Source organism: Anoxybacillus sp. CHMUD (genome assembly GCF_013096965.1).
GTDB classification, from domain to species: domain Bacteria; phylum Bacillota; class Bacilli; order Bacillales; family Anoxybacillaceae; genus Anoxybacillus; species Anoxybacillus kestanbolensis_A.
In genome coordinates, this window is the sequence record NZ_SDLG01000007.1 from 105,048 (window position 1) to 129,832 (window position 24,785).

Annotated in this window: 35 protein-coding genes; 22 read left to right on the forward strand and 13 right to left on the reverse strand. The window is 41.0% G+C overall.

Going from position 1 to position 24,785, the window contains the following annotated elements:
• Positions 1 to 7 precede the first annotated feature (7 nt).
• A complete protein-coding gene (locus ETB99_RS06890; protein WP_171700266.1) occupies positions 8 to 979 on the reverse strand; it encodes a M23 family metallopeptidase in 972 nt (323 codons plus the stop codon).
• Positions 980 to 1,134: 155 nt separating this feature from the next.
• Here ETB99_RS06890 and lipA point away from each other — a divergent pair, with 155 nt between their 5' ends.
• Positions 1,135 to 2,019, forward strand: coding sequence for a lipoyl synthase (lipA, locus tag ETB99_RS06895; RefSeq protein WP_171700267.1), 885 nt, complete (start codon positions 1,135 to 1,137; stop codon positions 2,017 to 2,019).
• A 46-nt stretch (positions 2,020 to 2,065) separates the two neighbouring features.
• Here the strand turns inward: lipA and ETB99_RS06900 are convergent, their stop codons facing one another.
• The gene (locus ETB99_RS06900; RefSeq protein WP_171700268.1) at positions 2,066 to 2,698 is read right to left on the reverse strand and encodes a YhcN/YlaJ family sporulation lipoprotein; all 633 of its coding nucleotides are present in this window, start codon (positions 2,696 to 2,698) and stop codon (positions 2,066 to 2,068) included.
• 111 nt (positions 2,699 to 2,809) lie between these two features.
• Between ETB99_RS06900 and ETB99_RS06905 the strand changes: the two genes are divergently transcribed.
• Complete coding sequence (locus tag ETB99_RS06905) at positions 2,810 to 3,085, forward strand: YutD family protein (RefSeq protein WP_171700269.1); 276 nt, start codon at positions 2,810 to 2,812, stop codon at positions 3,083 to 3,085.
• A gap of 334 nt (positions 3,086 to 3,419) precedes the next feature.
• On the opposite strand, the gene ETB99_RS06910 is transcribed toward ETB99_RS06905, so the two are convergent.
• Both ETB99_RS06910 and ETB99_RS06915 read right to left on the reverse strand, forming a co-directional pair.
• Positions 3,420 to 3,782: a cytosolic protein gene (locus ETB99_RS06910; protein ID WP_253263574.1), complete on the reverse strand. Its 363-nt coding sequence runs from the start codon at positions 3,780 to 3,782 to the stop codon at positions 3,420 to 3,422.
• A gap of 37 nt (positions 3,783 to 3,819) precedes the next feature.
• Complete coding sequence (locus ETB99_RS06915; protein ID WP_035018914.1) at positions 3,820 to 4,086, reverse strand: DUF3055 domain-containing protein; 267 nt, start codon at positions 4,084 to 4,086, stop codon at positions 3,820 to 3,822.
• Positions 4,087 to 4,199: 113 nt separating this feature from the next.
• Here ETB99_RS06915 and ETB99_RS06920 point away from each other — a divergent pair, with 113 nt between their 5' ends.
• From ETB99_RS06920 to ETB99_RS06930, 3 genes are all read left to right on the forward strand, one after another.
• Positions 4,200 to 4,640, forward strand: coding sequence for a DUF86 domain-containing protein (locus ETB99_RS06920; protein WP_077429609.1), 441 nt, complete (start codon positions 4,200 to 4,202; stop codon positions 4,638 to 4,640).
• 50 nt (positions 4,641 to 4,690) lie between these two features.
• Positions 4,691 to 5,323 (forward strand): helix-turn-helix transcriptional regulator, encoded by a 633-nt coding sequence (locus ETB99_RS06925; protein WP_171700270.1) that lies wholly within the window; start codon positions 4,691 to 4,693, stop codon positions 5,321 to 5,323.
• 92 nt (positions 5,324 to 5,415) lie between these two features.
• On the forward strand, positions 5,416 to 6,186 hold the full coding sequence (locus tag ETB99_RS06930) for a TIGR01457 family HAD-type hydrolase (protein ID WP_171700271.1): 771 nt from the start codon (positions 5,416 to 5,418) through the stop codon (positions 6,184 to 6,186).
• Between the two features lie 104 nt (positions 6,187 to 6,290).
• On the opposite strand, the gene ETB99_RS06935 is transcribed toward ETB99_RS06930, so the two are convergent.
• Positions 6,291 to 6,788, reverse strand: a complete 498-nt coding sequence (locus tag ETB99_RS06935; RefSeq protein ID WP_077429575.1) for a phosphatidylglycerophosphatase A family protein — start codon at positions 6,786 to 6,788, stop codon at positions 6,291 to 6,293.
• 132 nt (positions 6,789 to 6,920) lie between these two features.
• On the opposite strand from ETB99_RS06935, the gene yutH reads away from it, so the two are divergent.
• The 5 genes from yutH to thrB all read left to right on the forward strand — a co-directional run bounded on the left by yutH (position 6,921) and on the right by thrB (position 12,302).
• On the forward strand, positions 6,921 to 7,859 hold the full coding sequence (gene yutH / locus ETB99_RS06940; RefSeq protein ID WP_077429576.1) for a spore coat putative kinase YutH: 939 nt from the start codon (positions 6,921 to 6,923) through the stop codon (positions 7,857 to 7,859).
• A gap of 47 nt (positions 7,860 to 7,906) precedes the next feature.
• Positions 7,907 to 8,869: a 2-hydroxyacid dehydrogenase gene (locus tag ETB99_RS06945; protein ID WP_171700272.1), complete on the forward strand. Its 963-nt coding sequence runs from the start codon at positions 7,907 to 7,909 to the stop codon at positions 8,867 to 8,869.
• Between the two features lie 162 nt (positions 8,870 to 9,031).
• Positions 9,032 to 10,333, forward strand: coding sequence for a homoserine dehydrogenase (locus tag ETB99_RS06950; protein ID WP_171700273.1), 1,302 nt, complete (start codon positions 9,032 to 9,034; stop codon positions 10,331 to 10,333).
• Positions 10,333 to 11,391 (forward strand): threonine synthase, encoded by a 1,059-nt coding sequence (thrC, locus tag ETB99_RS06955; RefSeq protein WP_171700274.1) that lies wholly within the window; start codon positions 10,333 to 10,335, stop codon positions 11,389 to 11,391. Before ETB99_RS06950 ends, thrC begins: the two co-directional genes overlap by 1 nt.
• A complete protein-coding gene (gene thrB / locus ETB99_RS06960) occupies positions 11,388 to 12,302 on the forward strand; it encodes a homoserine kinase (protein WP_171700275.1) in 915 nt (304 codons plus the stop codon). Before thrC ends, thrB begins: the two co-directional genes overlap by 4 nt.
• Positions 12,303 to 12,341: 39 nt before the next feature.
• Here thrB and ETB99_RS06965 read toward each other — a convergent pair whose 3' ends face one another.
• Positions 12,342 to 12,578 (reverse strand): NifU family protein, encoded by a 237-nt coding sequence (locus ETB99_RS06965; RefSeq protein WP_003398276.1) that lies wholly within the window; start codon positions 12,576 to 12,578, stop codon positions 12,342 to 12,344.
• 95 nt (positions 12,579 to 12,673) lie between these two features.
• Between ETB99_RS06965 and ETB99_RS06970 the strand changes: the two genes are divergently transcribed.
• Positions 12,674 to 12,979: a YuzD family protein gene (locus tag ETB99_RS06970; RefSeq protein ID WP_171700286.1), complete on the forward strand. Its 306-nt coding sequence runs from the start codon at positions 12,674 to 12,676 to the stop codon at positions 12,977 to 12,979.
• Between the two features lie 125 nt (positions 12,980 to 13,104).
• Here ETB99_RS06970 and ETB99_RS06975 read toward each other — a convergent pair whose 3' ends face one another.
• Entirely contained in the window at positions 13,105 to 14,172 is a 1,068-nt protein-coding gene (locus ETB99_RS06975; protein WP_171700276.1) for an NAD(P)/FAD-dependent oxidoreductase, read from the reverse strand.
• Positions 14,173 to 14,338: 166 nt separating this feature from the next.
• Here ETB99_RS06975 and ETB99_RS06980 point away from each other — a divergent pair, with 166 nt between their 5' ends.
• Positions 14,339 to 14,578 (forward strand): YuzB family protein, encoded by a 240-nt coding sequence (locus ETB99_RS06980; protein ID WP_171700277.1) that lies wholly within the window; start codon positions 14,339 to 14,341, stop codon positions 14,576 to 14,578.
• Between the two features lie 4 nt (positions 14,579 to 14,582).
• Here ETB99_RS06980 and ETB99_RS06985 read toward each other — a convergent pair whose 3' ends face one another.
• Positions 14,583 to 15,266, reverse strand: a complete 684-nt coding sequence (locus tag ETB99_RS06985) for a DUF2225 domain-containing protein (protein WP_077429582.1) — start codon at positions 15,264 to 15,266, stop codon at positions 14,583 to 14,585.
• Positions 15,267 to 15,411: 145 nt separating this feature from the next.
• Between ETB99_RS06985 and dapF the strand changes: the two genes are divergently transcribed.
• The 3 genes from dapF to ETB99_RS07000 are packed head-to-tail and all read left to right on the forward strand — an operon-like array spanning position 15,412 to position 16,984.
• Positions 15,412 to 16,266, forward strand: a complete 855-nt coding sequence (gene dapF, locus ETB99_RS06990) for a diaminopimelate epimerase (protein ID WP_077429583.1) — start codon at positions 15,412 to 15,414, stop codon at positions 16,264 to 16,266.
• Between the two features lie 16 nt (positions 16,267 to 16,282).
• Positions 16,283 to 16,645: a HesB/IscA family protein gene (locus tag ETB99_RS06995; RefSeq protein WP_128999763.1), complete on the forward strand. Its 363-nt coding sequence runs from the start codon at positions 16,283 to 16,285 to the stop codon at positions 16,643 to 16,645.
• Positions 16,646 to 16,651: 6 nt separating this feature from the next.
• Positions 16,652 to 16,984: a LapA family protein gene (locus ETB99_RS07000; protein ID WP_077429585.1), complete on the forward strand. Its 333-nt coding sequence runs from the start codon at positions 16,652 to 16,654 to the stop codon at positions 16,982 to 16,984.
• A 15-nt stretch (positions 16,985 to 16,999) separates the two neighbouring features.
• Here ETB99_RS07000 and ETB99_RS07005 read toward each other — a convergent pair whose 3' ends face one another.
• Positions 17,000 to 17,995 (reverse strand): NAD(P)/FAD-dependent oxidoreductase, encoded by a 996-nt coding sequence (locus ETB99_RS07005; protein WP_035020644.1) that lies wholly within the window; start codon positions 17,993 to 17,995, stop codon positions 17,000 to 17,002.
• A 293-nt stretch (positions 17,996 to 18,288) separates the two neighbouring features.
• Here ETB99_RS07005 and ETB99_RS07010 point away from each other — a divergent pair, with 293 nt between their 5' ends.
• From ETB99_RS07010 to ETB99_RS07025, 4 genes are all read left to right on the forward strand, one after another.
• On the forward strand, positions 18,289 to 19,515 hold the full coding sequence (locus ETB99_RS07010) for an NAD(P)/FAD-dependent oxidoreductase (RefSeq protein ID WP_077429586.1): 1,227 nt from the start codon (positions 18,289 to 18,291) through the stop codon (positions 19,513 to 19,515).
• 93 nt (positions 19,516 to 19,608) lie between these two features.
• A complete protein-coding gene (locus ETB99_RS07015) occupies positions 19,609 to 19,737 on the forward strand; it encodes a YuiA family protein (protein ID WP_006322188.1) in 129 nt (42 codons plus the stop codon).
• Positions 19,738 to 19,793: 56 nt separating this feature from the next.
• Positions 19,794 to 20,117: a YuiB family protein gene (locus tag ETB99_RS07020; RefSeq protein ID WP_035020626.1), complete on the forward strand. Its 324-nt coding sequence runs from the start codon at positions 19,794 to 19,796 to the stop codon at positions 20,115 to 20,117.
• A 90-nt stretch (positions 20,118 to 20,207) separates the two neighbouring features.
• Positions 20,208 to 20,909: a 3D domain-containing protein gene (locus tag ETB99_RS07025; RefSeq protein ID WP_077429587.1), complete on the forward strand. Its 702-nt coding sequence runs from the start codon at positions 20,208 to 20,210 to the stop codon at positions 20,907 to 20,909.
• A 20-nt stretch (positions 20,910 to 20,929) separates the two neighbouring features.
• On the opposite strand, the gene ETB99_RS07030 is transcribed toward ETB99_RS07025, so the two are convergent.
• A complete protein-coding gene (locus ETB99_RS07030; RefSeq protein ID WP_077429588.1) occupies positions 20,930 to 21,514 on the reverse strand; it encodes a biotin transporter BioY in 585 nt (194 codons plus the stop codon).
• Between the two features lie 111 nt (positions 21,515 to 21,625).
• Between ETB99_RS07030 and ETB99_RS07035 the strand changes: the two genes are divergently transcribed.
• Positions 21,626 to 21,775: a hypothetical protein gene (locus ETB99_RS07035; protein ID WP_003398754.1), complete on the forward strand. Its 150-nt coding sequence runs from the start codon at positions 21,626 to 21,628 to the stop codon at positions 21,773 to 21,775.
• Here the strand turns inward: ETB99_RS07035 and ETB99_RS07040 are convergent.
• From ETB99_RS07040 to ETB99_RS07050, 3 genes are all read right to left on the reverse strand, one after another.
• Entirely contained in the window at positions 21,763 to 22,059 is a 297-nt protein-coding gene (locus tag ETB99_RS07040; RefSeq protein ID WP_128999765.1) for a YuzC family spore coat inner layer protein, read from the reverse strand. The genes ETB99_RS07035 and ETB99_RS07040 overlap by 13 nt on opposite strands.
• Before the next feature lie 70 nt (positions 22,060 to 22,129).
• A complete protein-coding gene (locus ETB99_RS07045) occupies positions 22,130 to 23,455 on the reverse strand; it encodes an ArsB/NhaD family transporter (protein WP_171700278.1) in 1,326 nt (441 codons plus the stop codon).
• Positions 23,456 to 23,476: 21 nt separating this feature from the next.
• On the reverse strand, positions 23,477 to 23,905 hold the full coding sequence (locus ETB99_RS07050; protein ID WP_077429591.1) for a hypothetical protein: 429 nt from the start codon (positions 23,903 to 23,905) through the stop codon (positions 23,477 to 23,479).
• Positions 23,906 to 24,017: 112 nt separating this feature from the next.
• Here ETB99_RS07050 and ETB99_RS07055 point away from each other — a divergent pair, with 112 nt between their 5' ends.
• Together ETB99_RS07055 and ETB99_RS07060 are read left to right on the forward strand one after the other, a co-directional pair.
• On the forward strand, positions 24,018 to 24,215 hold the full coding sequence (locus tag ETB99_RS07055) for a hypothetical protein (protein ID WP_006322202.1): 198 nt from the start codon (positions 24,018 to 24,020) through the stop codon (positions 24,213 to 24,215).
• Between the two features lie 53 nt (positions 24,216 to 24,268).
• Positions 24,269 to 24,781: a superoxide dismutase family protein gene (locus tag ETB99_RS07060; protein WP_077429592.1), complete on the forward strand. Its 513-nt coding sequence runs from the start codon at positions 24,269 to 24,271 to the stop codon at positions 24,779 to 24,781.
• Positions 24,782 to 24,785 lie beyond the last annotated feature (4 nt).

The window sequence follows — 24,785 nt, forward strand, 5'->3', positions numbered from 1 at the left end:
GAAATCCTCATCTTTTTTTCATGCGTTCTTGTCTTTCCCACTGCTTTAAATAAGGATATGGATCGAACGACCATTCTGTATAGCCATTATCTTTATACATCCCATAATGAAGATGAGGTGGAAACTTACCTGACGTTCCAGGTGGCCCATAACCAGAGCTTCCGACTGAACCGATGAGCATGCCAGGTTCCACAATAGATCCTTCTTCTAAATTGTTGGCGAATCCGTTTAAATGTGCAAAGTAGTGGTACGTATTGTTGATGTCACGAATACCGATGCGCCAACCACCGTATTTGTTCCAACCTTTTAATTCAACGATGCCATAACATGTAGAACGAACCGGCGTGCCATAGTGAGCAAAAATGTCTGTTCCCTCATGAATGCGGCGCCCTCCCCACCCACGTGCATCTCCCCATGTACTCCGATAGCTATATTCAAATCGTCTTGGAATTGGGAAGGCATATTGATCGAGTTGTATTGTCCCAAAATGTTTATATAGCTTCACTTTTCCTAAAATGATATCGACGGTTTTGCTTCGCTCATAATAATCCCATAGCGCCATTTTAATATGCGTATGATCTGTGCCGTACGATCGTAAAAAGCGAGCGAATGCAAATAATACGTCTTCATCGTTTGTCCGATCAGCGATACCGTCTCCATTTCCATCTATCCCTATGCCACCGAATTGGCTAATGGTAAACGGGTTTTGATCTTCTTGATTTTTGTTGAGCGGACCCGCCCAGCGTTCCGGGGGAATATAAATGCTAATGACTCCTGTTGGTTTCGGTAGATCTCTACGTGCTTGTCGAACACTTCGTTCATATTGATCAACAGCGGCGAAATAGTACCATGGGATGAAAGAAATCGCTTCGGCCTTTTTATAAAGTTCCATTCGTTTCTCGGACAAATCATTTGGTGCAGCAGCGAATGATTGTAGCGGCATGAAAAGAAGAAAGATGATGCACCATAATGTTTTCACGCGTTCTTGCTCCTTTCTCCGATGTTCATATCATTAGTTTGGGGTAATCGACTGTTTTCATAAATAAAAAATGTTGGAAAAACAAACTGTTTTGTATTGTAAGGCAATAACTCGTATAATGGGTAATGTACATTAACGAGTGGAGCGTGAAAAACATGTCAACAAAAGAACAGCACCTTCGCAAACCAGAATGGTTAAAAATAAAGTTAAATACGAACGAACATTATACAGGCTTAAAAAAAATGATGCGTGAAAAACAATTGCATACTGTATGCGAAGAAGCCCGTTGTCCAAATATTCATGAATGTTGGGCGGTTCGTCGAACAGCAACGTTTATGATTTTGGGTGATGTATGTACGCGCGCTTGTCGCTTTTGTGCCGTTAAAACAGGTTTGCCAACGGAACTAGATTGGCAAGAGCCAGAGCGTGTGGCTGAATCCGTTCGTTTAATGAATTTAAAACATGTTGTCGTTACCGCAGTAGCTCGCGATGATTTAAAAGATGGTGGGGCAGCTGTATTTGCGGAGACAGTTCGCGCCATTCGTCGTAAAAATCCATTGACGACGATCGAAGTATTGCCGTCTGATATGGGTGGCGTGTATGAAAACTTAAAAACGTTAATGGATGCGCGTCCAGATATTTTGAACCATAATATTGAGACGGTTCGTCGTCTTACTCCACGTGTTCGTGCACGCGCAACGTATGAACGTTCGCTTGAATTTTTACGCCGTGCAAAAGAAATGCAGCCTGATATTCCAACAAAATCAAGCTTAATGGTTGGTCTTGGAGAAACGAAGGAAGAAATTTTGGAGGCGATGGATGATTTGCGGGCGGTCGGTGTGAATATTTTAACAATCGGCCAATATTTACAGCCGACAAAGAAACACTTGAAAGTAGAAAAATATTACCATCCGCATGAGTTTATGGAATTGAAAGAAATTGCGTTAATGAAAGGATTCAGTCATTGTGAGTCTGGTCCGCTCGTTCGCTCCTCTTATCATGCCGATGAACAAGTGCAATCAGCAAAGGCGGCGGAGTGAATGATGAAGGATGTCCCACTTCATTTGAGCGGGACATCCTTTTTTCTTATTGCATCATATTCATTTCTTCGCGTTGCACGCCGTTTTCGTTTTCACCGCTACTCACTTTTCTTCCTTGTGGTGATTTCAGCATGTCTTTAATTGTCTGTTGTAAAATTTGATCGATATTTCGGCTATTAGCGTCTAAACGGCCAAAGCGTTCAATATCTTGAAACATGCGCGGATTATCCGAAACATACACGTGATAATAGCGCGGCACGACAGAAATGGCTGTTTTTTTCACTTGATCGGCCGTTTCGAATCGGTTTGTACTATCTGTTTTGTAAACGACGAACACTGTATCGTCTGTGACGAGCGTTCCAACGTCATAAACGTTCGGAAGCTGTGTACATAATTTGCTAATTAAGTCCGCAACGTTTTCACGGTTTAATACTGGAATGGTCGCATATTGTGTCGTGTCCCCTGGAATAGGACTTTTTTGATGACGGACGTAACCGAAATTAGTTAACCGTGAATCCATCCCATTTTTTACGCCATGTTCGTTATATAAATCGTTTCGTGAACGGACGTTAATGGTGGTTCCGCTTTTTTCATACAAAGATGTGGATTCATTCATTTGAGCACAGCCAGATAATAAAACGATAGTGCTAATCCCTGTCCATAACCATGTATTACGCAAAGTAACTCCCCCCTTCTTTTTTATTATTCGTTTTATGGAAAGGATCATAATGGTGATTGCCTGGGAGAAAGACATGTTTTATGATAGAAATGGAAAGAAGAGGTGAGAACTATGATTTGCGTTCATAATACGTGTTACGAACTCGTGGAAAATGTGCGTAACGGGTTCAATGAAGAAGCGTTTCGTGCTCGCTACACAGACATTTTAAATAAATATGACTACATTGTCGGTGATTGGGGATATAACCAACTTCGTTTGCGAGGCTTTTTTGATGACCATAATCAAAAGGCGACATATGATACGAAAATAAGTACGTTATTGGAATATTTGTTTGAATATTGTAATTTTGGATGTGCATATTTTGTGTTGCGGAAAGTGAAAAAATAGGTCAGAACACCTGACCTATTTTTTGTCAACTACCCCCACTTAGCTAACGCTTGAAGTGAGGGCTTGCAACTCCCCAGAAGTGCAAACGGACTTCGTCCTCCTTCCTTGACTTGGGGTTGCATCAGGGGCAGGTTGACGACTACCCAACGACGCAGGTCATGCCTGCATCGTTACCGATTCTCTCGGTGTGTCTGTTGGCAGTACTTGGCTTCCACACACAACAGACGGACCTACGCTCGATGTTTTACGGTTACAACGTTTCCTGTAACCAACTCCATACATCGAGTAGCAGTTATTGGAGTGCCTTTATTGAACGGTTTTCTCCACGCCTTTATTATATCATACACAAAAGAAAGGGGGAACGCGCATTCCTCTCCCACTTACTCCCTTTGGTCGTTGAAGTGGGAGTCTCCTGCGCGAAATAGGATGAATATGGTTGTTGTCCGTTCTCGTCTGGATCGTCATGAACGGGATGTGCCCCTGGATCTTGGCGTGGAATATTTTGATGGAGCGATTTGTACTCATAATTAAAAGCACTATAATGTCGCTGTCCTTCTTGCCACGGGGTACTTTTATTTTGTACCGGCTCATGTTCACCACGCGGCGCACCATATGGACCTTCAGGCAACGTCTCTGGAACGAGAAAATTTTTTCTTGCTTCTACCGTTGAAAAATCATGATATGTCTCATCGGTCATACGAACGCTTCCTTTCGTTTTTTACATAGCGTATCCTTTAACCGACGATTTCATGTAAAAAATTTCGCAGTTCATTTGCTTCCTCTTCATTGATATTGTATGCATGTTCAATATATCCTGGTTCTTGTAAGTCGTCTGAACCGATAATGGCAAACCGATTACTTTGTAAATCAAGAACAAGCACTTTCCCGTAAAAGCGGTCTGTTTGGACGATCGCTAAATCAAACCGTTCATTTTTGCCAACGAAGCTGACAAAACGTGTTTTCGTATCGACTGTATCATCATATAAAAAGAAACGTTCCATATTCAAACCTCCATATGTTTTTGTTTGCTCCTTCATCTTAACAAATTTCTGTTAGATGTGTAAAAGAAAGCGCTATGATACAATAAAATAAAACACTGAGGGGAAGATGGATGATGTATTTTGTTGATCGTCAAAAAATCGAAAAAACATTGCAATATATGGAGCAAATCGTTCATTATGTGGAACAACCGTTTCATACACCGATCGAGAAACTCGCGCTTGAGCGCATTGCACATGTCATTATTGAATCTATTATTGATGTAGGAAACGCAATGATTGATGGTTTTATTATGCGTGATCCAGGGAGTTATGAGGACATTATTGATATTTTAGTCGATGAACGTGTCCTTTCAGCTGAAGATGGAGAAGCGCTAAAACAAATCATTCATTTCCGTAAAAAGCTTGTTCAACAATACATCGCTGTGCCGCATGACGAATTGTTGGAAGTGTTGCAACGTCATAAGCATGTTCTTCATTCTTTTCCGCATGCTATTCGCACATACTTACATAATGAACTAGGTCCAGTGTCTGCCTTTTTAAACGAAAATGTTTAAAAATTGTGTGTATAGGGAAAATCGTATAAAATGGAAGAGGGTGAAAATTGATGCGAAAAAAAACCTCTTCTACAAAAGAGCAAATTTTAAAAATGTTAAAAGTGCAGAAACGGTTGACTGTCGGTGAAATGGCGGAACAATTGCAAATTACAGAAATGGCTGTCCGCCGTCATTTAAGTGCATTAGAGCGTGAAGAATTGATTGAATCGACGCTTGTTCGTCAGCCGATGGGAAGGCCGACGAACGTATATCAGTTGAGCGCAAAAGGACATCAGCGGTTCCCGCGTCATTATCAACAAACGATGCTTGATTTTTTAGCTGATTTAGAACAGATGGGCGGGAAACAAATTGTAGCAGATTTGTTTCAAAACCGACAAGAACGAATGAGAAAACTATACGAACAACAATTTGGTGATAAATCGTTTGATGAAAAAATAAAAGAACTTGTGGTGGTACAAAATGAGCACGGATATATGTCAGAGTTGTTACAGTACGATGACGGTTCATTCGAGTTAGTGGAACATAACTGTCCGATTGCAGAGGTTGCCCAAGCGTATCCGATTGCTTGTGAGTGCGAACGAAAGTTGTTTGAGACGCTTATTCACGAGGCGGACATTGTGCCAAAAACATGTTTAGCTGATGGGGATGATGCGTGTCGTTACCATATTAAGCGAAAAAAATGAACAATCGTTGACAGTTGCTGCTCTCTTTTTGACAAAAATAGTTGTTTTGCGTTAAAGTTTGAACGTGCAAGTTGTCAAAAGGAGTGGCAAAAGTGAAAACGTATAAAGGATATTTAATTGATTTAGATGGTACGATGTATCGTGGGACCGAACGAATTGAAGAGGCGTGTGCGTTTGTGCATCGTCTTCATGAAAAGGGTATTCCGTATTTGTTTGTCACGAATAATTCTTCACGCACGCCAGAACAAGTAGCTGAAAAGCTACGGAATTTTGGCATCCCTGCAACGAAAGAGCAAGTATTTACAACAAGTCAAGCAACGGCCAATTACATTTATGAAAAGAAGCCGAATGCTTCTGTGTATGTGATTGGAGAAGATGGCATTCGTCGAGCGCTTGAAGAAAAAGGGTTTACATTTGCGAATGAAGATGCAGAAGTTGTTGTAATGGGCATTGATCGCAGCATTAATTATGAAAAATTAGCGATCGCTTGCTTAGCTGTTCGCAACGGAGCGATGTTTATCTCGACGAACGGAGACATCGCCATTCCGACCGAGCGCGGGCTTTTACCTGGGAATGGCTCTCTCACATCTGTTGTTGCTGTATCGACACAAACAAAGCCTATTTTTATTGGCAAACCAGAAAAAATCATTATGGAGCAAGCACTTGAAGTACTTGGTGTTCCAAAAGAAGAAACATTAATGGTTGGGGATAATTATGACACCGACATTATGGCGGGAATGAATGCCGGAATAGATACACTTCTCGTTCATACAGGCGTGACGACGAAAGAAATGTTACAAACGTATGACCGACAACCGACGTATGTCATCGATTCGCTACAAGAATGGATGGAACGTATATAGAAAAGGCTAACCCTAGAACGCAAATGCGTCTCGGGGTTAGCCTTGTTTTTTTGTTATAAAATATGCAGCTTTATATCGATTAGCGGTGAAGGGGAAACAATCATTTATTCAATATGGGCCGCGCGATGCGCTAAGCGACTCGAAGCGGCAGCGGCAATTGCTCCGACAATATCATCTAAAAACGTATGACATTTGCCAGACGATTTATCATTCAATTGTTGTAAAATACCTGGCTTTTGTTTATCGATGTAACCGTAATTTGTAAAACCAATGGAACCATATACGTTAACGATGGATAAAGCTAAAATTTCATCGACTCCATACAGTCCTTCGTCTTTTTCGATAAACGATTGAAGAGGCTCTTCCAACAATCCTTTTTCCGCTAAAATATCGAGCTGAATGCCGGTAAATAGCGCATTTTGCACTTCGCGTTTTGCAATGACTCGATTGACGTTATGAATACATTCGTCCATTTGTAAGTCAGGATGATATTTAGATTGTAAATAATAAACGAGTTCCGCGATATGTTCAATTGTTACTCCGCGATCTGCGAGCCATTGTCGTGCGATTTGCTCCATTTTTCCTATTTTCTTTTCCTCCATCCAACTTCACCTATTTCATTTTTTATTTTTTACAATGTATGTGCTTTTTTATGAAACGTGCGTTTATTTCCTCTCTCATATGAAGTTTATACGTATTTTTTAAACATATACATGAAAGAAGGAGGGATGTGCATGGATTATTATTTTCGTGTCGATCATATGGAAACAAAAAATGATCGTTTTCTTGTTCGAAGTGGAAATGACATATATGTTGCGATACCGACGGATGAGAGAGAGAGCGACATACAGCAGTTATACTACATGGGGATGTATATGCGAACGCAAGGTGACGAAACGATTGCGACGTTGCTTCCGACGAAGACAGGTCGATTTGTTGGAAAGTTACAAGGGATGCAAGTCAGTGTGTGGAAAATGGAAAAGAGAAATGAAACAGACGATTTAGCACAACAGCTTGCATTATTTCATCAGCGCGGGCGCACATATCCGTATGATGTTTCCACAAGAAACCGATTCGGGCAATGGGGCGAGCTGTGGGGACAACGTATTGATCAATTAGAACAGTTTTGGCAATTGCAAGTGAGATCGTCTGAAAAAAGTGAAATGGACGAATTGTTTATTGAGACATTTCCGTATTACTTAGGTTTAGCCGAAAATGCGATTCAGTATGTCGTAGATACGCAATTAGACGAAGTTCCAATGCGTAGCGATATGCGAACCATTTGTCATGAACAATTTGCGCCTGAAGCATGGGAGATGGGGAAAATACCGACGGATTGGGTGTGTGATCATGCAGGTCGCGATATAGCAGAATGGATACGAACGCAATGGCTTATCAAACAAGTAGATGAAACGATTACGCATTTTTTACGGACGTATGAACGGGTGCAAACACTTAGTCGTTTTGCTTGGCGGATGATTTATGCCCGCTTACTATTCCCGCTTCATTATTTTCAAGCAATTGAAAACTATTACGGAGCAGAAGGAGACATAAGACAAGGCTATGAACAACAATTGAGACAAGTGTTTGAAGAGAGTGATATGTATGAACAAAAACTTCGCCATTTTCATGATATGACTACTGTTTCCATTCCTCGTCTTGACTGGTTATAAATGTGCTACAATAAAACGGAGGACAATGTGCGAAAGGGGTTAAAAAGATGGGAAGACCGTATGTGTTTATTACAAGAAAATTACCGGACGATATTGTTGCTCCGTTATACGACAAATATGATGTAAACATGTGGCCACACGAGCATCTTGTTGTTCCACGCGACATATTGCTTCAAGAAGCAAATCGGGCGGAAGCGCTGATTACGATGCTATCTGATCGCATTGATGAGGAGCTATTAAAAAACAGCCCTAATCTACGCGTTGTTGCGAACGTAGCAGTCGGTTACGACAATGTTGATGTAAAAGCAGCGACAAAACGCGGGATTATTGTTTGTAACACGCCCGATGTGTTGACAGAAACGACGGCGGATTTAACATTCGCTTTGTTGTTAGCAACAGCAAGGAGGTTAGTTGAAGCAACAGAGTTTATAAAAAGAGGAGAATGGAAAAGTTGGAGCCCGCTGTTACTTGCCGGGACAGATGTTCACCATAAAACGATTGGAATTGTCGGTATGGGGAAAATCGGGCAAGCTGTTGCGCATCGAGCGAAAGGGTTTCATATGCGCGTGTTATACTATAATCGTTCACGAAATATTGAAGCGGAACAAACGCTTGGTGCAACGTATTGTTCGTTTGACGAGTTGCTTGAGCAAGCGGATTTTGTTGTCTGTTTAACTCCTTTAACGAACGAAACGTATCAATTGTTTAATCGTGAAGCATTTATGAAAATGAAGCGGTCGGCCATTTTTATTAACGCAGGTCGTGGAGCGGTTGTTGATGAAAAAGCGCTGTATGATGCATTAATTGACGGACAAATTGCTGGTGCAGGATTAGATGTATTTGTAGAAGAACCGATTCAGTCGGATCACCCACTTTTACAATTGCCTAACGTTGTTGCACTACCACATATCGGAAGTGCAACGAAGGAGACGAGATATGCAATGATGCAACTATGTTGTCGCAATGTGATAGCTGTCTTAGAAGGGAGAGAACCTTATACTCCTGTGTAGAGCCAAAGGGCTCTTTTTTTATTTTTTAGAAAATTTTTAAACATAAAGCGTTTTCATATGGTACGATAATGAAAATAAGGATTGTAAAAGAAATAGAGATCCTCTATAATGTCTACTATATAAAAACAAATGTTCATTACAGAAAAACAAGAGGTGGGGAAGATGGTAAAAAGCGTATCAGTTGGATTGTTAGGATTAGGAACGGTTGGTAGTGGGGTAGTTAAAATTATTAAAAATCATCAAGATAAATTGATGCACCAAATTGGTTGCCCTGTTGAAATAAAAAAAGTTGCGGTGCGTGATCGCGATAAAAAAAGAGATGTCGTTTTGTCAGAGGCAGTATTAACAACACATGTAGAAGAAGTGATTAACGACCCGGACATTGATGTTGTCATTGAAGTCATGGGAGGCATTGAAGAAACGCGCCAATATATATTACAAGCATTAAAAAATGGAAAGCATGTCGTTACAGCGAATAAAGATTTAATGGCATTATACGGTACAGAGTTGCTCTCCGTTGCGTCTGAGTACGGTTGTGACTTATTTTATGAAGCAAGTGTAGCAGGAGGCATTCCAATTTTACGTAGCCTTGTGGACGGATTAGCTTCTGACCGCATTACGAAAATGATGGGGATTGTCAACGGAACGACAAATTACATTTTAACAAAAATGAGCAAATTTAATCGGCCGTATGAAGAAGTATTAGCGGAGGCGCAAGCGCTTGGTTATGCGGAAGCTGATCCGACGTCAGATGTGGAAGGATTAGATGCAGCACGGAAAATGGCAATTTTAGCTCGACTTGGCTTTTCGATGAATATTGATTTACAAGATGTATACGTAAAAGGGATTACTGGGATTACGGAAGAAGATTTAAACTATAGCAAACGGCTCGGTTACACGATGAAATTAATCGGTATTGCCCATCGAGATGGAGAGAAAGTTGAAGTGAGTGTACAACCAACGTTGCTACCGGAAACGCATCCACTTGCGTCTGTAAACGATGAATATAATGCAGTTTACGTTTATGGAGAAGCGGTCGGAGAGACGATGTTTTACGGTCCGGGGGCAGGAAGTTTGCCGACAGCAACGTCTGTTGTGTCCGATTTAGTTGCCGTCATGAAAAATATGCGTCTTGGGGTGAATGGAAGAAGTGCAGTTACTCCGCAATACGATAAGCAGTTAAAAGACGATAGCGAAATATACTCGAAATATTTTTTACGCATTCATGTGAAAGATCAAGTGGGAGCGTTTGCGAAAATTACATCGCTCTTTTCAGAACGGGGAGTAAGTTTCGAGAAAATTTTACAACTTCCTTTAAAACAAAAAGATTTAGCTGAAATTGTACTCGTTACACATCAAGCGTCCTTAAAAGATTATCGTGATGTATTGCAGCAATTGCGTGATTTAGAAGTTGTCGAAGAAGTGAAAAGCTCGTATCGCGTAGAAGGGGAAGGTGCATTGTAATGTGGAAAGGGTTGTTACATCATTATCGTGACTATTTGCCAGTGACCGATCAAACGCCGCTGTTATCGTTAAATGAAGGAAATACGCCACTCATTCCGCTTATTCATTTGTCTGAAAAACTCGACATCGAGTTATATGTTAAAACAGAGGGGGCAAACCCAACAGGATCATTTAAAGATCGCGGAATGGTGATGGCTGTCGCTAAGGCAAAGGAAGAAGGAAGCGATACGATCATTTGTGCTTCGACAGGTAACACGTCCGCTGCGGCTGCGGCGTATGCTGCGAGGGCGAATATGCGTTGCATCATCGTCATTCCTGATGGAAAAATTGCGCTTGGGAAGTTGGCACAAGCGGTTATGTATGGAGCGGAAATTGTTGCGATTCAAGGGAATTTCGATCATGCGCTAAAAATGGTGCGCCGTTTGAGCGAGCTGGCTCCGGTCACGCTTGTTAATTCGGTCAATCCGTATCGCATCGAAGGGCAAAAAACCGCAGCGTTTGAAATTTGCGAACAACTCGGGCAGGCGCCAGATATTCTTGCCATACCAGTTGGAAATGCAGGAAATATTACAGCGTATTGGAAAGGGTTTAAGGAATTTCATGAGAAGCATGGCACAAAATTACCGGAAATGCGCGGATTTGAAGCGGAAGGGGCGGCAGCGATTGTACGTAATAAAGTGATCGAAAATCCTGAAACGATTGCAACAGCAATTCGAATTGGTAACCCAGCGAGTTGGGAATATGCTGTTCAAGCTGCGAATGAATCAGGTGGAAAAATTGATGAAGTAACAGACGAACAAATTTTAAATGCGTATCGTCTACTTGCACGCGAAGAAGGAATATTTGCAGAACCTGCTTCGTGCGCATCCATTGCAGGTGTAATGAAGCAAGTAGAAAGTGGGGAAATTGCAAAAGGAAGCTGTGTTGTTGCCGTTCTTACAGGAAATGGGTTGAAAGATCCGAATGTAGCGATGGAAGCGATGAAAGTTCAACCGATCGTCTTGCCGAATGATGAGGAAGCGGTGTTTGCGCATATTCAAGGAGCTGTTCTTCAATGAATGATGGGGAGATGTTAAAAATTGTCGTTCCAGGAAGCACAGCCAACCTCGGTCCTGGCTTTGACTCGATCGGATTAGCGGTATCGTTACATTTAACATTGGAAGTCGTGCGTGCAGAATCGTGGGAATTTATCCCAAAAACAGATGAAGTAAAAAGCATTCCAACCGATGAAAGTAATTTAATTTATCAAGTAGCAAGTAAATTAGCAAGCGAGTATGGTGTAACGTTGCCGCCTTGTCACGTATTTGTCTCAAGCAATATTCCGTTTACTCGTGGGCTTGGTAGCAGTGCTGCAGCCATTGTGGCTGCTATTGAGTTGGCGAATGAGTTAGGATGTCTTTGTTTGTCGCAAGAAGAGAAAATGCGGGCAGCGAGCGTATACGAAGGGCATCCTGATAATGTTGGCGCCTCTTTGTATGGGGGGCTAGTGATCGGTAGTCATTTAAATGAACGCACACATGTTGTGAACATCCCACATATACCGATTGATTTAATAGCTGTCATTCCAACATATGAACTGGAAACGAAAAAATCTCGTACCGTTCTTCCGAGCGCATTTACGCGTGCGCAGGCGGTAGAAGCAAGCGCAATTAGTAATGTTCTTGTAGCTGCATTGCTTACACACAACTGGTCGCTTGTTGGTGAAATGATGGATGCCGATGTATTTCATCAACCATATCGGGAAAGTCTCGTACCTGAATTGCAACATGTTCGTGCGGTGGCGAAACGAAATGGTGCCTTTGGTGTTGCATTAAGCGGTGCTGGTCCGACGGTGCTATGTTTTGCGGAACGAGGGCAAGGAGAGAAAGTATATCATGCGTTGAAAGTGGCGTTTCCGTATAGCGATGTTCGGATGTTGTCAGTAGAGGAGACAGGTAGCTGTGTATATAAAATGGCGTTAGAGAAATGAAAAGGGTGCCCAATCATTTTTTGGACACCCTTTTTGCTGTTAGAACACTTGTTCAACTTCAACAACGCCAGGAACTTCTTCAAGCAATGCGCGCTCGATTCCGGCTTTTAACGTAATCGTTGAGCTTGGGCAGCTACCGCATGCGCCGAGAAGGCGAAGTTTAACAACTCCATCCTCCACATCAACTAACTCGCAATCTCCGCCATCGCGAAGTAAAAATGGGCGAAGTTTATCTAATACTTCTTGCACTTGTTGTTTAATATCTTGATCTGCCATTTCCATCGACTCCTTTCACTAATTTTATTATAATCATCATGATGAAAAAAATCTATTCACGTTACTTAACTTTTTTCCAGGGGAGAGGATGAATGATGATCGAAATATGTGTGTATGGAGCGGATATGATTTGTGCTTCTTGTGTCGGTGCTCCGTCATCAAAAGATACGTATGAATGGCTTCAAGCTGCTGTTTCGCGAAAATATCCGAACCATTCATTTCAGTTTGTGTATGTTGATATTTTTTCACCACCAGAAGATGATGAAAAGCGTCAGTTTGCGCAAAAGATCATCGATGAAGATTTATTTTATCCTGTCGTTGTCATTAATGGTGAGATTGTTGACGAAGGAAATCCGAAATTAAAAAACATTTATGAAGCGATTGAAAAAAGGGCGAAGTAACTCGCCCTCATTCATTTTACAAAACACAAATCAGTAATTTGTGCTTCATGTTCAATGGAACGTTTGGAAAGCATATCTAACCTACGCTCTTGTCTTTTCTGAATTTATACGAAAAATGTAGGAAATTAATATCCATTATGGTATTTGTACATCCATAAAACACCTGATTTTAGAAGGCGTGGGACGCGACCGGTTAGTGGACGATCAGCAACGAGACCAAATCCGTGCTTTTTGCCTAATGATCCTAAAACGCCCTTTAATTTAATTGGTGGAAATTCGCTTGGTGGTTCTTCGCCTTTCCACCGCTTTTGCAACACTTGGGCGATTTGTTCTGCCTGACCTTCAGCAAGTTGAGCGCTTGGGGCATGTGGTAAGCTTGCACAGTCCCCAACGACGTATACATTTTCTATATTCGGTATGTGATGTCTAGGTGTTAACACAACACGTCCTTGATTGTCTTTTTCAACATTCAGTTCGCGAACGACGCGATTCGGTTGAATGCCGGCAGTCCACACAATCGCATCACAGTGGATAGCTTCATCGTGGTTATACAACGTATGTTCTTCGACTTTTGTAATATTGGATTGGCGAATAAGCTCAACACCATGTGAATGAAACCATTGTTCTACATAATGACTTAGCCGTTCAGGGAACATAGACAAAATACGTGTGCCGCGATCAAACAGTTTCACGTGTAAATCTGGACGACTCTCTACTAGCTCGCTTGCCAACTCCACACCGCTTAATCCAGCTCCAACGACGCCGACAATGCTATGCGGTGGGAGATTGCTTAGCTTTTGGTACGTTTCTCTTGCTTTGTCGATAGTTTGAATGCTATAAGTAAAAATGTCTGCACCGGGGACACCGTGATATTTGTCTTCACAACCTAATCCGATGACTAAGTCATCGTACGGAATACACGTCCCATCTTGAAGGTGAACGACTTCGTGATGAAGATCAATTTTTTGGACCTCACCGAACACATAAGAGAGGTGAGGATGTTCTGGGAACGGGACGCGAATATGTTGGTCGCTAATCGTCCCAGCAGCCAAAGCGTAATATTCGGTTTTTAAGCAATGGTATGGAATGCGATCAATTAATGTAATATGAATGTGTTCTGGTAAATTTGGAAGGATGCGGAGTAAAATGCGCATATTTCCGTATCCGCCGCCAAGTAGCACGAGGTTTCTCATGGAAGCTTTCCCCTTTTGATAAAATTCGACCACTAAAAGTATAGCGAAATTGTGACAAAATAACAACATTTTTTCGTGAAGCATGAATAATTAAGATGTTTTTTTGATGTTAATATTACATCATTTTTTGTGAAAGTGTTATAATAATGAGATTGAGGTGAATATAGTGTTAAGACCGATCGTTGAATTTTGTATAAGCAATTTAGCAAATGGTTCCCAACGTGCCCTAGAGAAATTAGAGAAAGATCCTAACTTAGATATTATTGAATATGGTTGTTTAGGGTATTGTGGGAAATGTGCCAATACGTTGTTTGCGATGGTAAATGGGGATATTGTCACAGCAGAGAATGCGGATCAACTTGTCGAACGAGTTTATGCATATATTGAGGAAAATCCAATGTTTTAGGGGGCTATTGTGCCCCCTTTTTTTCTTCACGAATTTCTTGCCAACGGTCGTAAGCCATGTTGACGATTCCTTTTTCAATTGTTTCTTTTTTTCGTGCAATCACACGTGAAAAGTAAATAATCGCTTGTTTTTCTTTTCCTAGCCTGCGGTACAATTCGCCGATTAAATACAATAAACGGACTTCCGACATATGTGTATGAATAAAATCATCTGTTTCATAAGAAGCGATATACTGTTCAAGTGCTAGGCGCATGAACCGCTGTTCTTCTTCATGTTGTTGTTTTGAACGATACAACCATGCGAGACGCATATAAAGTCCAGCAAGTGCAATATGTTTTTCTTTTTTCAATGTGGCAGAATAAATGCCGAGTTTATATGTATCAATCGCCTCAGCAAATGTTCGCGCCCCACCGTAGTTTTTCCCACGCCAATTGGCGCAAATATTTTGTTGGATTGTTTCCAATGTTTGTGGTGGGAAATATGTTGAAAATTCCTCTGTTGCCGCAAATCCACAGTGTGGACAAACATGGACGTAATATAAGAGCGGATTCGCTTCTTCGCTAGCATAATATGAACAAAAGTCAGTGTCGTGTTGGATTGGGTGAATGAAACGTGAACGAACTTTTTTCGTTGTATATGTTTGTTTGCAAACAAGACATGTAACGGTACGATCGTATAAGACATCCATTATGTTCCCTACCTCGTATAGTTGATAGTCATATTATACTATACGCTGTTCGTGTTGCCTGTGACTTTTTATGTATTTGTAAAAAAGTTGTCACGGTTATGATGACGATGTATAGTTTTATTAAACGGATACGCGGAGGGACAATATGAGACATTTTTCATTTGCGAAAATGCACGGCTTAGGGAATAGCTATATTTATGTCAATATGTTTACAGAGCATTTAGCAGAGGAGGAGCTATCACATATTGCAAAACGTGTGTCAAATGTGCATACGGGAATTGGTTCAGACGGGCTTATTTTAATTTGTCCGTCCGATGTAGCTCCAGTGAAAATGCGTATTTTTAATAGCGATGGATCGGAAGGAAAAAACTGTGGCAACGGGTTGAGGTGTGTAGCGAAATATGCATATGAACACGGAATTGTTCAGGAGGAACAGTTTCTCATTGAAACGTTATCAGGTCTTGTAGAAGCTCGTGTGTTTGTTGAAGATGGGAAGGTCAATAGTGTAGAAGTAAATATGGGAAAACCTCGTTTATCTCGTGTTGAAATACCGATGATAGGAAAAGAGGATGATATTGTCGTTAGTGAACCGATCGAATTTGAAGGGCATACGTATTATATGACAGGTGTATCGATGGGGAATCCTCATGCTGTGTTTTACGTGGATCAAATCGAAGATGCTCCCGTCACTTCTCTTGGACCGATTGTTGAAAAAGATGAGCGTTTTCCAGAAGGAATTAATGTAGAGTTTGTAGAAGTGGTGAACGACCGCGAACTTCATTTTCGTGTGTGGGAGAGAGGTTCCGGTGTGACGCAAGCGTGCGGAACAGGGGCTTGTGCAGCGGTTGTGGCATCCGTATTAAACGGAAAAACGAAGCGAAACGAAGAAATTGTTGTCCATTTAGCTGGTGGAGATTTGTACATTACGTGGAAAGAAAATGGTGATGTGTTGATGCGAGGGGCAGCTGAAACTATTTGTACAGGTGTATACTACTATTAAAAAGGAGTGATATCGAATGGAACAAATCGTTTTGTTAACCGAAAAAGCAGTGAAGCAAGTGAAACAGATGATGAAAGAAAGCGGAGAAGAAAACGCTTATTTTCGTGTCGGTGTGTATGGTGGGGGATGTAGTGGATTATCTTATGCGATGGGATTTGATCACAACAAACGTGAAGATGATCATGAGTTTGAGAAAGACGGTTTGCGTATATTAGTCGATAAAGAGAGCGCGCTTGTACTAAAAGGGACGATGATTGATTATGAACAAGGAGTCATGGGGGGCGGATTTACGATTCATAATCCGAACGCTATTGCTTCATGTGGTTGCGGTTCATCGTTCCGTACAGCGACTCATGCTGGTACGCCAGAGGAATGTTAGGGAGGGATGAATGCGAAAGGACAAAGAAATATTATTTTAGGGCTTATATTTGCATTGCTAGTGGCGCTATTTTCTATCGCAAATATTCAAAATGTAGAAGTGAATTATATCGTCGGCTATTTTGAGACACCATTAGTGATTGTCATATTAGGCTCTGTTACACTGGGGGCTCTCATCGTTTTTCTTGTTGGTGGATGGAAGTTTGTAAAGATGCGAAATTATACAAAAAAGTTAGAAAAAGAAATGGAGCAGTTGCGAGCCTCTCTACCGAAGGAGGAAGTAGCTACCACGATTGAAAATGTGGTGAATGAAAATGATCATTCGAAGCCCCTCTCTTAAGAGAGGGGCTTCGAATTATTCAAACATCGATGTGGAATGAAGTGGTTGTACTTTTGCGTTTGGATCGATGTATGATTTCGCATTGTTGACTGCTGTTGGTGCTTCACCAAATCCGCAAGCAATTAATTTCACTTTTCCTTCGTATGTGCAAATATCGCCTGCTGCATACACACCTGGAATGTTTGTTTCCATTTTAGAGTTTACTTTAATGCAGTTTTTCTCAATTTCTAACCCCCACTCTTTAATTGGGCCAAGGGAAGAAATGAAGCCATAGTTAACAATGACTGCGTCAACATCAATCGTTTCGCGCGTTTTTGTTTTGACTTCTTCTAGAACAACCTGTTTGATACCGTTTTCATCCCCGATCAATTCGACAGGAACGAACGGTGTTTTTACATCAACAGATGAGTTCATTAAATTTTCGACGCTATGTTCATGGGCACGGAATTTATCGCGACGATGCACAATCGTTACTTTTTTAGCGATTGGCTCAAGCATAAGCGCCCAGTCAACTGCAGAGTCACCACCACCGCATACGAGCACATTTTGACCAGCAAATTTATTCAAATCGTCAACGAAGTAATGTAAGTTTTTACCTTCGTATTGTGTCGCGCTTTCGAGCTCTAACCGCCGAGGCTGAAATGCACCGTTTCCAGCAGTAATGATGACCGCTTTTGAATAATGAATTTCTTTATTTGTCGTTAGTTTAAATGTCCCATCTTCCAATTTTTCTAACTTCTCGACAGACTGTTCTAAGCAAACGGTTGGGTTAAATTTGCTCATTTGTTCTTTCAAGTTGTCAATGAGTTGTTGGGCGCGAATTTTCGGGAAGCCCGCTACGTCATATATGTATTTTTCAGGGTAAAGCGCAGAAAGTTGTCCACCGAGTTGCGGAAGACTTTCGATAATTTTGACGCTCGCTTGACGCATGCCGCCGTAAAACGCTGTAAATAAGCCGACAGGTCCACCGCCGATAATGGTAATATCGTATAATTTTTGATCTTCTTTCACGTTCATTCCTCCTAAAACGCAAATTTTCATGTATTATCATACCATAAAAAATGGGTAAACGCTTTTGTTGTTTTGAAGATTTCGACATGAACTCGACAAAAATTATGACTAAAAATTGAACAAATAACTCTTGAAAAAGAGAGAAAAAAAGAATAAGATGTTAACGTAGAAATGACAACTTTGTTACAAAACGTTGTATTTTTTTGGTCTATTTCGTGAATAAATTCACAAACTTTCTAAACGATAAAAATCGTTCAAAAAGCGCAAGCTAAAAAAAATAAGAAAAGGTGGAAGTGATTCGCTTGAAGAAGCCAAATGTTGTTGTATTAGGTGCAGGTTATGGCGGATTGATGACAGTGACGCGTTTACAAAAAATGATTGGCGTCAACGAAGCAAGCATTACGCTTGTCAACAAACATGATTATCATTACGAGTCAACTTGGTTGCATGAGGCGGCAGCAGGAACGCTACATCATGAGCGCGTTCGCTATGCGATTGCTGACGTCATCGACCAAAGCAAAGTGAAATTCATTCAAGATACGGTTGAAAAAATCAACCTTGAGCAAAAGGAAGTGTTGCTTCAAAATCATGAGCCATTAACATATGATTATTTAGTTGTTGCGCTTGGATTTGAATCTGAAACGTTTGGCATTAAAGGACTAAAAGAGTATGCTTTTTCGATTGCCAACGTTAACGCGGCTCGCCAAATTCGCGAACATATTGAGTATCAGTTTGCGACATATAGCACAGAAGAGGAAAAACGCGATGAGCGTTTGACGATTGTAGTTGGTGGTGCAGGGTTTACAGGTATCGAATTTTTAGGGGAGCTCGTAAACCGCGTGCCAGAACTTTGCCGTGAGTATGATGTGGATCCAAATAAAGTGCGCATCATTTGCGTGGAGGCAGCGCCTACAGTTCTTCCGGGCTTTGATCCAGAACTTGTTGAATATGCGGTAAATGTGCTTGAGAAAAAAGGTGTCGAATTTAAAATTGGGACAGCGATTAAAGAATGTACGCCAGAAGGTATTATTGTTAGCAAAGATGACCAAGTTGAAGAAATTAAAGCAGGAACAGTTGTATGGGCGGCTGGAGTACGTGGAAGTCGCGTCATTGACGAATCGGGCTTTGAAGCGATGCGAGGCCGTGTCAAAGTCGATCCTTTCTTGCGTGCCCCAGGACATGAAGATGTATTTGTTGTCGGGGACTGTGCGTTAATCATTAACGAAGAAACGAACCGTCCATACCCGCCAACTGCCCAAATCGCGATGCAACAAGGGGAAGTGTGTGCGAAAAACTTAGCTGTATTAATTCGTGGACAGGGTGAACTACAGCCGTTTAAACCAGACTTAAAAGGAACGGTATGTTCGCTCGGTCACGATGATGCCATCGGGGTTGTGTTCGGTAAGAAAATTTGGGGCGCAAAGGCAAGTGTGATGAAAAAAGTGATTGACAACCGTGCGCTTTACTTAATCGGTGGCCCAACACTCGTTGCGAAAAAAGGAAAATTTAAATTACTATAAAAACGAGCGAAGAAATTTTTCGCTCGTTTTTCCTTTACAAATCATTGATTTTTATATATAATTATCAGAAAATTAAGAAAAAGGAGAGGGATTATGAATAAGACAACGTGTCAATATTGTGCAGGAAACGGTTATGTTCATGTTGCGGTCGGTGGGTCTGAAACATGCCATTATTGTGAGGGAACAGGTGTAGCGAAAGATGAGGTAGTCATGAAGCAATAATTGACTCATGTTTTCGCTTTCAGTACACTTAAAATGGTGTATTGGAGGTGAAACGTATGGAGATGAGCATTCCGGTTTTATTCATTTCTGTTTTATTGTTTTTTGTTTTATTTTTCGGTATTGGTTTTTTATTAAATATGATTTTGCGGACGACGTGGACGATGGCGATATTAAGTCCATTTGTTTTATTATTGTGGATTGATCAAATTTCTGTAATGGACTACGTGACAAGTCCATCCGCTTCGCTCGCCCATGTGAAAGAGCGAATCGAATCATTAGCTAGTGCCGATTTAATTATTTTAAGTAGCGGTATTGTTGGTGCTATTGTCTCAGGTGTCGTTATCCAGACGCTCCGGAAAAAAGGATATCGGATGTTTTAAACCTTCACAATCGTGGAGGTTTTTTTTTGTAGCTAATGTATATTTTTTTTGAATGTTGGAAAGAAATACAACCGTGGGAGGAGTGAATAAATGGGTATAAAATGGTTAAGACGGTCGACCATGGTTGTATTGTTTTTGTGCGCGTTCATGACGACATTTCAATCGATATCGGGCGTTGAAGCGAAAATGTTATCTGATTGGTTTTCACCTTCACGTTTTTCTTTTTTCTCGTTTAAATCATTATTTTCATCAGATACGTATGAGTACGTGGCTGATCGTTTTCGTAAACACGAAAAACAAGTGACTCAACTCTCGTCACAGCAGACGACAAACGAATCGTTGACGCTAGAAGAAGCGTTTGACTGGTCACGATATCCTTCTGTCACAGTTGTAGCGACAGGATATACAGCGGGAGTGGAGTCAACAGGAAAAACGCCCGATCACCCGAGTTATGGCATTACATATTCGGGTGTACGTGTAAAACGTGATTTGTATTCAACAATCGCAGCTGATTTGAAAATTTTTCCAATCGGGACGATTTTATTTATCCCAGGATATGGATATGGTGTTGTTGCGGATACAGGGTCAGCGATTAAAGGTCATAAAATTGATTTGTATTACGAAACAGTAGATGATGTGTATAAACATTGGGGGAAGAAAAAAGTGAATGTATATGTCGTCAAACGCGGAGATGGGACATTATCGGAGCAAGAGATGATAGCACTGAACGAAAACGAATCGATGCAAGTGTTTCGACAACAATATATAAAGAAAAAGGAAGTCGGGCTATAACCGAACTTCCTTTTTCTTCGTTATGCAACGTATTTGTTATATGATTGATGTTGGTTTAATGCTTTATAAATGCGCGGTGCGATGATACCAGCGACGATGGATAAAATGATGTCTTTTGGAAGTGGAACGAGCATCCAGCTCCATGCCATCGCGTACGAGAAACCTTCTGGTGCTTCAGCCCATAATTTAAATGCCGCATACATCCAATTTGTACCGACAACATAGTTAATGACCATACCGATGATTGTGGCAATAATAAAACGTGCGATCGAACGATTTGTACTTTTTTCAATCAGTAGTCCAGTTACGTATGCCGCAAGAATAAAAGAAAGAATAAATCCAAATGTCGGGGCAATAACAGTTGAAAATCCTCCGCTAAAACGTGCAAAAACAGGCGCACCGAATAGCCCGATCAACATGTAAACCGTCATGGCCATTGCGCCACGCTTTGCGCCAAGAATGGCACCAGCTAGTACACAAAAAAATGTTTGCAACGTAATCGGAACGCCACCAATGACGAGAAACGGGGCCCATGACGTAATGTTTGCACCGATCGCCATTAATGCTGCAAACATAGCGATAAATGTTAAGTCTTTCGCACGCATTTGTTAACCTCCTTTTTTTATTCGTTAACGAAATGGTATATGATAAAACAAAAAATGTCAACACATAAGTGATAGTCGTTTGCACAACATAACAATACGGAGGGGATCATAATGAGAGAAGAAGAACAATTGCTTCGCGCAAATCGGTTGGGAGCAAAAGAAGATATCATTCATGTAAGTGAAACAGATGATGGATATGATTTGCGCGACGCAGCCCATATTGGTGAGAAACAAATGGCGGCACCGAATTATCGCCAGTAAAGAAGAAAGGTGAGTTGGCAACAAGGCGACTCGCCTTTTTTTGGAGAAAGCGTTATATGAATCGTATTTGGATTAAAAGAAATTCTTATTTCAGACTCAATACCAATCGATTGGAGTTGTTTTTGTACTTCTTCTTGTTTCGATTGTTGAGCTTTCTCCATCAATTGTTTCGCAAAAACAGGATCGTTCGCAATTTTTGAGGAAATAGCTGTTGCGTCTTTAAAAAGTTTTTGGATCGCTTTTGCCGATTGTGTAAATTGTGTAATATCGACGTTTGGATACATCGTTCTCCCTCCTTGCAAGCAGTATATGATGGAAAGAAAAAAAACGCTCAAAGGCGAACTTTGAGCGTTTTTATAGGTAACGAATGAAAATATATGCGTGTGAAATAAGTAAGGAAATAAGCGTAAGTGGCGCTCCGATTTTTAGAAAATCAAAGTAGCTAAACCCGTGTCCTTCACGTGAAGCAATTCCTGCCACGATCACGTTTGCTGATGCTCCGATTAACGTTCCGTTTCCACCTAAGCAAGCGCCAAGGGATAATGACCACCATAATACATCAATTTGTGCTGAATCAGGAGATAGCCCCATACCAACAGCCATATCTTGAATGAGCGGGATCATCGTTGCAACGAATGGAATGTTGTCGATCGTTGCCGAGGCAATTCCAGATACCCACAGAATTAAGTAAGATGCAAAGTGAATATCGCCGCCTGTGACTTCCAAAGCTTTCTCTGCCAAACTTTTGATCAGTCCAATATCGACGAGACCGCCGACGAGTGTAAATAATCCAGCGAAAAAGAAAATGGTTGTCCATTCGACAGAAGCAAATACTTCTTCCAAATCGTGCTCTTTTACGCCGATTAACATTAAAATAACTGCGCCTGTCATCGCGACGATCGCTGCATCGACGTGAATGACGGAATGCAACGTAAATCCTAAAATCGTTAATGCAAGAACAGAAACAGACTTTTTCAATAGTACCGCATCTTTAATGTATTGTTTTTCATCGACTTTCATAAGTCGTTCGATGAGCGCAGCGTTCGCTTGAAGACGTTTGCGATAAAAGACGTACAAAATAGCGATAATGACGAGCATAATAATTAAAACGACAGGACCTAAATTAAATAAAAAGTCGTTAAACGTTAAATGTTTATTGGCAGAGCCAATCATAATATTCGGTGGATCTCCGATTAACGTCGCTGTTCCCCCGATGTTTGAGAAAAGAACTTCAGAAATTAAAAACGGAACAGGTTCTACTTCTAACATGCGTGTAATAGAGAATGTAACTGGAACGATTAATAAAACAGTTGTGACATTGTCGAGAAAGGCAGAAAGAACAGCGGTTAGCAATGATAAAATGACTAAAATGTTAATCGGGCTTCCTTTTGCCATTTTCGCAGCTTTAACCGCAACATACTGGAAAAATCCTGATCTACTCGTAATGCTAACAAGAATCATCATTCCGATTAGAAGCGTAATCGTTCCCCATTCGATATGATGCGTGTACGCTTGATGTAAATCAACGATGCCAAAGATGATCATGAACGCGGCACCTAATAGAGCGATTACAGCTCGGTTTACTTTTTCTGAAATAATGATGGCGTATGTAATCAAAAAGATTGCAATGGCCGCATAATATTGAAAGTTGTTTACTTCATGAGTGATAGCCTCATGCACGATTTGTCATTCCTCTCTTTCCTAATTTTTTAGTGGCTGGAGGCAACTTGGACATTTCAAAGTTGTTGTGTCAGCGTTTACATTGCGCACATAAAAAGAAAATGCGCATTGTGAACATTCGATTTGTGATAACCGATCGATAAACAGTTTTGTTGATGGCGACCCTTGTTTCGTCGTATCGATCACTTCCACATGCACATGTTCACGTGAATCATCTTCTGCGAGCACTTCTCCCTCTGTTTCTTCTTTTACACGCCAGCCATGATCTAAAATATGTTGTTCGAGCTGGCTATGAGAAGAATTTTCTAGCATATCTTCGGCTAATGCCATCAACTGCTCATTTGTTAACGATTCAAATGGAATTTTTTGTTTTTGTTCGTTCCAATACCCCCTCAATTGCGCTTCCGTAAATACAAACGTAATGACTTTGTGGATTATGACGTTTTTCAAACGAATACGCCTCCCTCTTTTGTTTACGAATCCAATTATATTCTTTTTTACGAAGTGCTACAATTGTCTTTATGATATAATGAGAAAGATGAAATATGGAAAGGTTGATCGTATGGCTAATATCATATTTGGACTGTTTCTATACTTTCCAGAAGATAAAACAGAATACATCCCTGCTGCGATTTCATTTACCGCTTTTTTTATCGCTGCGGTGTTGACGATGCGGTTGATTATAAAAATTTCAAAGCGTCAAGAAGAAAAAGCAAAGCAATTTGAAGAGCAGCTGAAAAAACAACAAGCGAAAGATTAAATAAATGAAAATAGGGCATAATAAGCCGTAAATATGTAGTTGGAGGGCTTGTTGTGCATCGAGTGATTGTATGTTTTTTTCTATTGCTTGTAAGCGGATGCGTGGAAGAGAAAGTGAAAAGCGTCGATGTCAATGTAATTAATGAAGATGGAGACTCGCTTGGAACGATTAAAATGTCTCAACAACCTAAAGGAGTAAAACTGGACATTAATCTCAAAGGGCTGCCACCAGGGGAGCATGCGATGCATATTCACGACAAAGGAACATGCGAACCGCCTGAATTTAAATCAGCAGGGGAACATTTTAATCCAGAAGGAAAGGAGCACGGGCTTCTTCATCCGGAGGGGGCGCATGCAGGCGATTTACCGAATTTAATCGTGAAAGAAGATGGAACAGTTAAAGTACAATTGATGGCTCCGAATGTCAATTTATCAGAAGAGAAAAACGGTTTATTTACAAAAAACGGAACGGCGATTGTAATCCATGAAGGAAAAGATGATGGCATGTCTCAGCCAGCGGGAAATGCAGGCAAGCGAATCGCATGTGGTGTCATAAAAAAGCGGTAACAGC

Excerpts from the sequence above, each read along its gene's own strand:
- ETB99_RS06910 (WP_253263574.1), bottom strand. The coding sequence starts at position 3,782 with ATGACCGATGAGACATATCATGATTTTTCAACGGTAGAAGCAAGAAAA.
- ETB99_RS06975 (WP_171700276.1), bottom strand. The coding sequence starts at position 14,172 with ATGAGAAACCTCGTGCTACTTGGCGGCGGATACGGAAATATGCGCATT.
- ETB99_RS06945 (WP_171700272.1), top strand. The coding sequence starts at position 7,907 with ATGGGAAGACCGTATGTGTTTATTACAAGAAAATTACCGGACGATATT.
- ETB99_RS06935 (WP_077429575.1), bottom strand. The coding sequence starts at position 6,788 with ATGGAGGAAAAGAAAATAGGAAAAATGGAGCAAATCGCACGACAATGG.
- ETB99_RS06920 (WP_077429609.1), top strand. The coding sequence starts at position 4,200 with ATGTATTTTGTTGATCGTCAAAAAATCGAAAAAACATTGCAATATATG.
- ETB99_RS06915 (WP_035018914.1), bottom strand. The coding sequence starts at position 4,086 with ATGGAACGTTTCTTTTTATATGATGATACAGTCGATACGAAAACACGT.
- ETB99_RS06950 (WP_171700273.1), top strand. The coding sequence starts at position 9,032 with ATGGTAAAAAGCGTATCAGTTGGATTGTTAGGATTAGGAACGGTTGGT.
- ETB99_RS06985 (WP_077429582.1), bottom strand. The coding sequence starts at position 15,266 with ATGGATGTCTTATACGATCGTACCGTTACATGTCTTGTTTGCAAACAA.
- ETB99_RS06970 (WP_171700286.1), top strand. The coding sequence starts at position 12,674 with ATGATCGAAATATGTGTGTATGGAGCGGATATGATTTGTGCTTCTTGT.
- ETB99_RS07055 (WP_006322202.1), top strand. The coding sequence starts at position 24,018 with ATGGCTAATATCATATTTGGACTGTTTCTATACTTTCCAGAAGATAAA.
- ETB99_RS07020 (WP_035020626.1), top strand. The coding sequence starts at position 19,794 with ATGGAGATGAGCATTCCGGTTTTATTCATTTCTGTTTTATTGTTTTTT.
- yutH (WP_077429576.1), top strand. The coding sequence starts at position 6,921 with ATGGATTATTATTTTCGTGTCGATCATATGGAAACAAAAAATGATCGT.
- ETB99_RS06995 (WP_128999763.1), top strand. The coding sequence starts at position 16,283 with ATGGAACAAATCGTTTTGTTAACCGAAAAAGCAGTGAAGCAAGTGAAA.
- thrB (WP_171700275.1), top strand. The coding sequence starts at position 11,388 with ATGAATGATGGGGAGATGTTAAAAATTGTCGTTCCAGGAAGCACAGCC.
- ETB99_RS07015 (WP_006322188.1), top strand. The coding sequence starts at position 19,609 with ATGAATAAGACAACGTGTCAATATTGTGCAGGAAACGGTTATGTTCAT.
- ETB99_RS07035 (WP_003398754.1), top strand. The coding sequence starts at position 21,626 with ATGAGAGAAGAAGAACAATTGCTTCGCGCAAATCGGTTGGGAGCAAAA.
- dapF (WP_077429583.1), top strand. The coding sequence starts at position 15,412 with ATGAGACATTTTTCATTTGCGAAAATGCACGGCTTAGGGAATAGCTAT.
- lipA (WP_171700267.1), top strand. The coding sequence starts at position 1,135 with ATGTCAACAAAAGAACAGCACCTTCGCAAACCAGAATGGTTAAAAATA.
- ETB99_RS06965 (WP_003398276.1), bottom strand. The coding sequence starts at position 12,578 with ATGGCAGATCAAGATATTAAACAACAAGTGCAAGAAGTATTAGATAAA.
- ETB99_RS07025 (WP_077429587.1), top strand. The coding sequence starts at position 20,208 with ATGGGTATAAAATGGTTAAGACGGTCGACCATGGTTGTATTGTTTTTG.
- thrC (WP_171700274.1), top strand. The coding sequence starts at position 10,333 with ATGTGGAAAGGGTTGTTACATCATTATCGTGACTATTTGCCAGTGACC.
- ETB99_RS07000 (WP_077429585.1), top strand. The coding sequence starts at position 16,652 with ATGAATGCGAAAGGACAAAGAAATATTATTTTAGGGCTTATATTTGCA.
- ETB99_RS06925 (WP_171700270.1), top strand. The coding sequence starts at position 4,691 with ATGCGAAAAAAAACCTCTTCTACAAAAGAGCAAATTTTAAAAATGTTA.
- ETB99_RS07040 (WP_128999765.1), bottom strand. The coding sequence starts at position 22,059 with ATGTATCCAAACGTCGATATTACACAATTTACACAATCGGCAAAAGCG.
- ETB99_RS07030 (WP_077429588.1), bottom strand. The coding sequence starts at position 21,514 with ATGCGTGCGAAAGACTTAACATTTATCGCTATGTTTGCAGCATTAATG.
- ETB99_RS06905 (WP_171700269.1), top strand. The coding sequence starts at position 2,810 with ATGATTTGCGTTCATAATACGTGTTACGAACTCGTGGAAAATGTGCGT.